Below are 5,070 nucleotides of genomic sequence, written 5' to 3'. Positions count from 1 at the left end.
CCGTTCCGTCCATGGCAATGCCGAAATCATGACCGTCCGCACCCGCTTCGCCCCCAGTCCTACCGGTTTCCTGCACATCGGCGGCGCGCGCACCGCGCTGTACTGCTGGCTGGAAGCGCGTCGCCGCGGCGGCGATTTCCTGCTGCGCATCGAGGACACCGACCGCGAGCGCTCCACGGATGCGGCCGTGCAGGCGATCCTCGACGCCATGCACTGGCTGGATCTGGATGCCGATGCCGCGCCGATCTACCAGACGCATCGCCTGGAGCGCTACAAGCAAGTGGCCGAAGAGCTGCTGGCCGCCGGCAAGGCGTACTACGCCTACGAAAGCAAGGATGAAATCGAGGCGATGCGCGAAGCCGCCATGGCGCGTGCGGAGAAGCCGCGCTACAACGGTTATTACCGCGATCGCAACGAACCCTACCGCGACGATCCGAATCGCGTGATCCGCTTCAAGAATCCGCTGGACGGTTCGGTGGTGTGGGAGGACAAGGTCAAGGGCAGGGTGGAGTGGTCCAACAGCGAGCTGGACGATCTGGTGATCTTCCGTTCCGATGGTTGGCCCACCTACAACTTCGCCGTGGTGGTCGACGATATCGACATGGGCATCACCGAGGTGATCCGCGGCGACGACCACGTCAACAACACGCCGCGCCAGATCAACATCTATCACGCGCTCGGCGCCGCGGTGCCGGAGTTCGCGCATCTGCCGATGATCCTGGACAAGGAAGGCAAGAAGCTGTCCAAGCGCACCAATTCGGTAAGCGTGATGGAATATCGCGAGAACGGCTTCCTGCCGCATGCGATCCTCAATTACCTGGTGCGTCTGGGCTGGTCGCACGGCGACCAGGAAATCTTCTCGCGCGAGGAAATGATCAAGCTGTTCGACGTCGGCGACGTCAACAAGGCGGCATCGCGCTTCGATACCGAAAAACTGCTGTGGCTCAACCAGCATTACCTGAAGACCGACGATCCGCAGCAGCTGGTGCCGGAATTCGCATGGCATCTTGCGCGTGCGGGTATCGACACCGGCAAGGGGCCAGCACCAGCTGACGTGATCGTTGCCCTGCGCGATCGCGTGCAAACGCTGAAGGACATGGCCGAGCGGGCGAAGATCTGGTACGGCCCGATCATCCAGTGGGACGACAAGGCTGTCGCCAAGCACCTGAAAAACGAAAGCGCCGTGCAGGTGCTACACGCCGCGCGCGAACTGCTGGCGGAGTGCGAGTGGAAGCCCGAGCCGATCCATCAGGTGATCGAGCAGGTGGCGGCGAAGCTCGAGCTGGGCATGGGCAAGATCGCCCAGCCGCTGCGTGTGGCGATGACCGGCACGCAGGTGTCGCCGTCGATCGATCACACCATTTATCTTGCCGGGCGCGAGGTGGCGTTGAAGCGCATCGATGATGCCGTGGCGTTGGCGCAGGCCTGACCATGTAGGTTGGGGTGCAAACCCCAACGTCGCGATGCACGGGCATGCCAATGTTGGGGTTCGCACCCCAGCTTACGTTTCTTCGGAGCACGCGTGGACGAACTCATCGCCAAAGCCACCCAAGGCGTCGACATGGACGCTCCCGACGCCTTCATCCACATCTTCATCAACCTGATGGCGATGCTGCCGTGGGTGGCGCTGTTCTGGTGGAACCTGGCCTTCGTCATTGTCGGCGCGCTGCTTGGCTGGTGGCGCGGCAAGCTGCTGGCGGGCGTGGTCTGGGCGCTGGTGCTGGGGCCGATCGGCTGGATTGTCGTGCTGTTTACCCCTAAGTCCGCCAAACCACCGCCCTTGCCGCGTTAGCGGCGGGTGTATGATCGCCATCGAGGTGAATTTAAGTGAGTCATCCATCCGCCAAGGAGCACGTCCATCATCATCACGACAGTCCCAGCGACTTCGTGGCGGCGGTGGAACATGCAAGCGAGGAGCGCGGCCTGCGCCTCACGCCGCTGCGCAAGGAAGTGCTGGAGCTGATCGCCGCGGCCGGCAAGCCGGTGAAGGCATACGACTTGCTCGATCATCTGCGCGAACGCCATGGCAATGCCGCGCCGCCTACCGTCTATCGCGCGCTGGATTTCCTGCTCGAGCATGGCTTCATCCATAAGCTGGAATCGATCAACGCGTTCGTGTCCTGCCATCACCCGGCCGAGGCGCACCAGGTGCCGTTCCTGATTTGCGACGTCTGTTCCAGCGCGCAGGAAGTGTGTGACGAGCGCGTTGCCGAGCTGATCGAAGCGCAGGCCAAGGCGTTCGGCTTCCGTCCCCAGGCGCAGACCCTGGAAGTGCACGGTGTGTGCAAACACTGCCGCAAGGCCTGAGCGCTTGCTCGAACTCCACCGCGGTCCGCGTGCTCTAGCGTTGAGAGCCGCGCGGGCGTCCGTGTCCCTTGCGGACCGCTGGCGGATGTTATAACGTATCAAAACCTCGCCGGTCCCCGCCGGCCCTTCGCATGGTGTCGTCCCGCTTATGGATCCCACGCCAACGCCGTCGAACGCCCGCTGGTGGCATATCGCCGACCGTGTCGGCGCGGTCGCTTCATTTCTGTGCGCCATCCACTGCGCGGCTTTGCCGTTCGTGCTGGCGGTGCTTCCGCTCCTGGGCCTGAGCTTTCTTGCCGATCACGCTTTCGAGCGCGGCTTCGTGCTGTTCGCCAGCGCGCTGGCGCTGCTGTCCCTGGTCAACGGCTATCGGCGCCATCACCGCGCGCTACCGCTGCGATTGGCGCTGCCCGGCCTGTTGTTGCTGGTGATGGGCGTCACGCTTGCCGAAGGTTATTCGATCATCGTGCACAGCGTGATGGTGACGTGCGGCGGCTTGCTGGTGGCTTGCGCGCATTTCTTCAATCTGCGCCTCGATCATCAATTGCGCCACGAACACGGCCCGCAATGCGTGCACGGATGAGAGCGTGCCCGAGCGCGGTGATTGTGTAACGGCCGCACCGCTTTCTAGCATGCCGGCATGAGTCACGCGCACAGCCACACCCACGATCACGATCATCATCATCACGCGCATGCCCACGAGGCGGGCGCGACGGGGCGCGAGCGCAAGCTCAAGTTCGCGTTCGTGCTTACCGCCGGCATGATGGTGGCCGAAGCGGCGGGCGGCTGGTGGTCCGGTTCGCTGGCGCTGCTCGCCGACGCCGGGCATATGCTGGTGGATGCTGCCGCACTACTGCTTGCGCTGATCGCCGCGCGCATGGCGCAGCGTCCGGCCGATGCGCGCCGTACTTATGGTTATGGGCGCATGGAAGTGCTGGCCGGCTTCGTGAATGCGCTGACGCAGTTCGTGCTGGTCGGGTTGATCGCCTATGAAGCGATCGAGCGCTTCTTCAAGCCGGTGGCGATTCTTTCCGGCGTGATGCTCGGCGTGGCGATCGTCGGCCTGCTGGTCAACCTGATCGTGCTGCGCAGCCTGCATGACCACGCGCATGATGACGTCAACATCGGTGCCGCCAGCCTGCATGTGCTGGGCGACCTGCTCGGTTCGGTCGGCGCCGTGCTGGCCGCGTTGGCGGTGCGTTGGCTGGGCTGGAATTGGGCGGACCCGGCGTTGTCGATCCTGGTGGCGCTGCTGATCCTCAACAGCGCGTGGCATCTGCTGCGGCGTTCCACGCATATCCTGCTGGAAGGCGTACCCGAAGGCATGGACACGCACGAAGTGGAAACCGCATTGCGCGGTGCGGATACGTCGATTGCCGACGTCCACCATCTGCACGTATGGCAGCTCGCCTCTGGTTCGCGCATGGCCACGCTGCATCTGGAATTGCACGACCGGGACGACGGCGCACGTGCGCTGGCGGCAGTCAATCGCATGTTGCTGGAACGCTTCGGCATCCGCCATGCCACCGTGCAGATCGATCCCGGCCATTGCCCCGACGACAGCCCGGGCTGCAGCGCGCAGCACTCATCGCATCACCATTAGCGCTTGTCCGAGCGGCTTGCGCTTTGGCCTGCCGCTGCTACGATGATCGACCATCCACATGACGAATCAAGGAGCTTCCTATGGGCAAGGGCGATCGTAAAACCCGCCGTGGCAAGACCTACCGTGGCAGCTACGGCAACACCCGCGCGCACGTAGCCAAGCCCGCCGTGGCCGGTGCCAAGCCGACCGTGGCCAAGCCGGCAGCCGTGAAGAAGGCCGCTGCTCCGAAGAAGAAGTCGGCCTGAGCCTTTCAGGCTCGCCGATGTGAGAAAGCCCCCGCTGGTCGGGGGCTTTTTTTTATGCCATTTCGCAGGATGATATCGAGAATGATATCATTGCTATCAAGCATAGCCGGAGCAGTGCCATGGCCAATCTTCTAGTGCGGAATGTCGACGAAAAAGTCGTGCAACAACTGCGCGAGCGCGCCGCCGCGCATGGACGCAGTGTCGAAGCCGAGCATCGCGTCATCCTGGCGACCGTGTTGGGAAAGAAAACACGCCACAAGAGCTTTGCCGAGGTACTAGCCGGCATGCCGGATGTCGGCGAGGACGCCGATTTCGCCCGTGTCAGCGAACAGGGAAACGCTGCGCGTGTATTTGATTGATACCAACGTCGTCAGCGAACTGCGTAAGCGAAATAAAGCCAACCAGGGCGTGCGCGCGTTCTTTCGCCAGGCCATCGCGACGAACGCGGATGTCTACTTATCGGTGGCGACCATCGGCGAATTGCGCAGAGGCGTTGAACTGATTCGCCGCCGCGGTGACACGGCACAGGCCGGCCAACTTGATGCCTGGCTTGGCGAGATACTGCGGAATTTCGCGCAGAACATCCTGCCCGTCGATACGGATGTCAGCCAGGTATGGGGACGGCTTCGGGTGCCGCATCCGGAGCACGAGCTGGACAAGCTGATTGCTGCCACCGCGCTTGTGCATGATTTGACGGTGGTGACCCGCAACGTCAACGATTTCTCAAAAACACGAGTGCCGTTGCTGAATCCTTTTTCATAGCGCGGAGAGGTCGAGAGCTTGGATGGCGCCTACAGCACCATCGCCATTCCACCGACCCATACGTTGCGCACCAAGCCGCCCCCAATCCAATAACAAAGCTCGGCAGGCTGCTTCACATTCCACACCACCAGATCCGCACGCTTGCCGACGGCC

General features: G+C 62.9%; 8 protein-coding genes and 1 pseudogene. 8 read left to right on the top strand and 1 reads right to left on the bottom strand.

Translation table 11 applies throughout. The features are described 5' to 3' along the window. The first annotated feature begins 28 nt into the window (after positions 1-28). The 8 genes from gltX (at position 29) to ACTHNE_RS15115 (ending at position 4,917) form a co-directional block, all read left to right on the top strand. Positions 29-1,429: a glutamate--tRNA ligase gene (gene gltX, locus ACTHNE_RS15150; protein ID WP_440269682.1), complete on the top strand. Its 1,401-nt coding sequence runs from the start codon at positions 29-31 to the stop codon at positions 1,427-1,429. Positions 1,430-1,522: 93 nt separating this feature from the next. Beyond that, entirely contained in the window at positions 1,523-1,792 is a 270-nt protein-coding gene (locus tag ACTHNE_RS15145) for a hypothetical protein (RefSeq protein ID WP_324947684.1), read from the top strand. 35 nt (positions 1,793-1,827) lie between these two features. Continuing rightward, a complete protein-coding gene (locus tag ACTHNE_RS15140) occupies positions 1,828-2,307 on the top strand; it encodes a transcriptional repressor (protein ID WP_440269681.1) in 480 nt (159 codons plus the stop codon). 148 nt (positions 2,308-2,455) lie between these two features. After that, a complete protein-coding gene (locus ACTHNE_RS15135) occupies positions 2,456-2,890 on the top strand; it encodes a MerC domain-containing protein (RefSeq protein WP_324947688.1) in 435 nt (144 codons plus the stop codon). A gap of 57 nt (positions 2,891-2,947) precedes the next feature. Further along, positions 2,948-3,910 (top strand): cation diffusion facilitator family transporter, encoded by a 963-nt coding sequence (locus tag ACTHNE_RS15130; protein ID WP_324947690.1) that lies wholly within the window; start codon positions 2,948-2,950, stop codon positions 3,908-3,910. Between the two features lie 80 nt (positions 3,911-3,990). Continuing rightward, positions 3,991-4,155, top strand: a complete 165-nt coding sequence (locus ACTHNE_RS15125) for a 30S ribosomal protein THX (RefSeq protein WP_324947692.1) — start codon at positions 3,991-3,993, stop codon at positions 4,153-4,155. 119 nt (positions 4,156-4,274) lie between these two features. Beyond that, positions 4,275-4,514, top strand: a complete 240-nt coding sequence (locus tag ACTHNE_RS15120) for a FitA-like ribbon-helix-helix domain-containing protein (RefSeq protein ID WP_324947695.1) — start codon at positions 4,275-4,277, stop codon at positions 4,512-4,514. Continuing rightward, on the top strand, positions 4,501-4,917 hold the full coding sequence (locus tag ACTHNE_RS15115) for a type II toxin-antitoxin system VapC family toxin (RefSeq protein WP_324947696.1): 417 nt from the start codon (positions 4,501-4,503) through the stop codon (positions 4,915-4,917). Before ACTHNE_RS15120 ends, ACTHNE_RS15115 begins: the two co-directional genes overlap by 14 nt. 29 nt (positions 4,918-4,946) lie before the next feature. Here ACTHNE_RS15115 and ACTHNE_RS15110 read toward each other — a convergent pair. After that, positions 4,947-5,070 (bottom strand): annotated as a pseudogene (locus tag ACTHNE_RS15110) (imidazolonepropionase); the annotation flags it as partial.

Source organism: Dyella sp. (assembly GCF_051954575.1).
Classification (GTDB): domain Bacteria; phylum Pseudomonadota; class Gammaproteobacteria; order Xanthomonadales; family Rhodanobacteraceae; genus Dyella_B.
This window is presented reverse-complemented; position numbering and strand designations above follow the sequence as displayed.

Bases quoted from the DNA above. Each gene is read 5' to 3' on its own strand.
- ACTHNE_RS15135 (WP_324947688.1), top strand. From the start codon at position 2,456: ATGGATCCCACGCCAACGCCGTCGAACGCCCGCTGGTGGCATATCGCC.
- gltX (WP_440269682.1), top strand. From the start codon at position 29: ATGACCGTCCGCACCCGCTTCGCCCCCAGTCCTACCGGTTTCCTGCAC.
- ACTHNE_RS15125 (WP_324947692.1), top strand. From the start codon at position 3,991: ATGGGCAAGGGCGATCGTAAAACCCGCCGTGGCAAGACCTACCGTGGC.
- ACTHNE_RS15130 (WP_324947690.1), top strand. From the start codon at position 2,948: ATGAGTCACGCGCACAGCCACACCCACGATCACGATCATCATCATCAC.
- ACTHNE_RS15120 (WP_324947695.1), top strand. From the start codon at position 4,275: ATGGCCAATCTTCTAGTGCGGAATGTCGACGAAAAAGTCGTGCAACAA.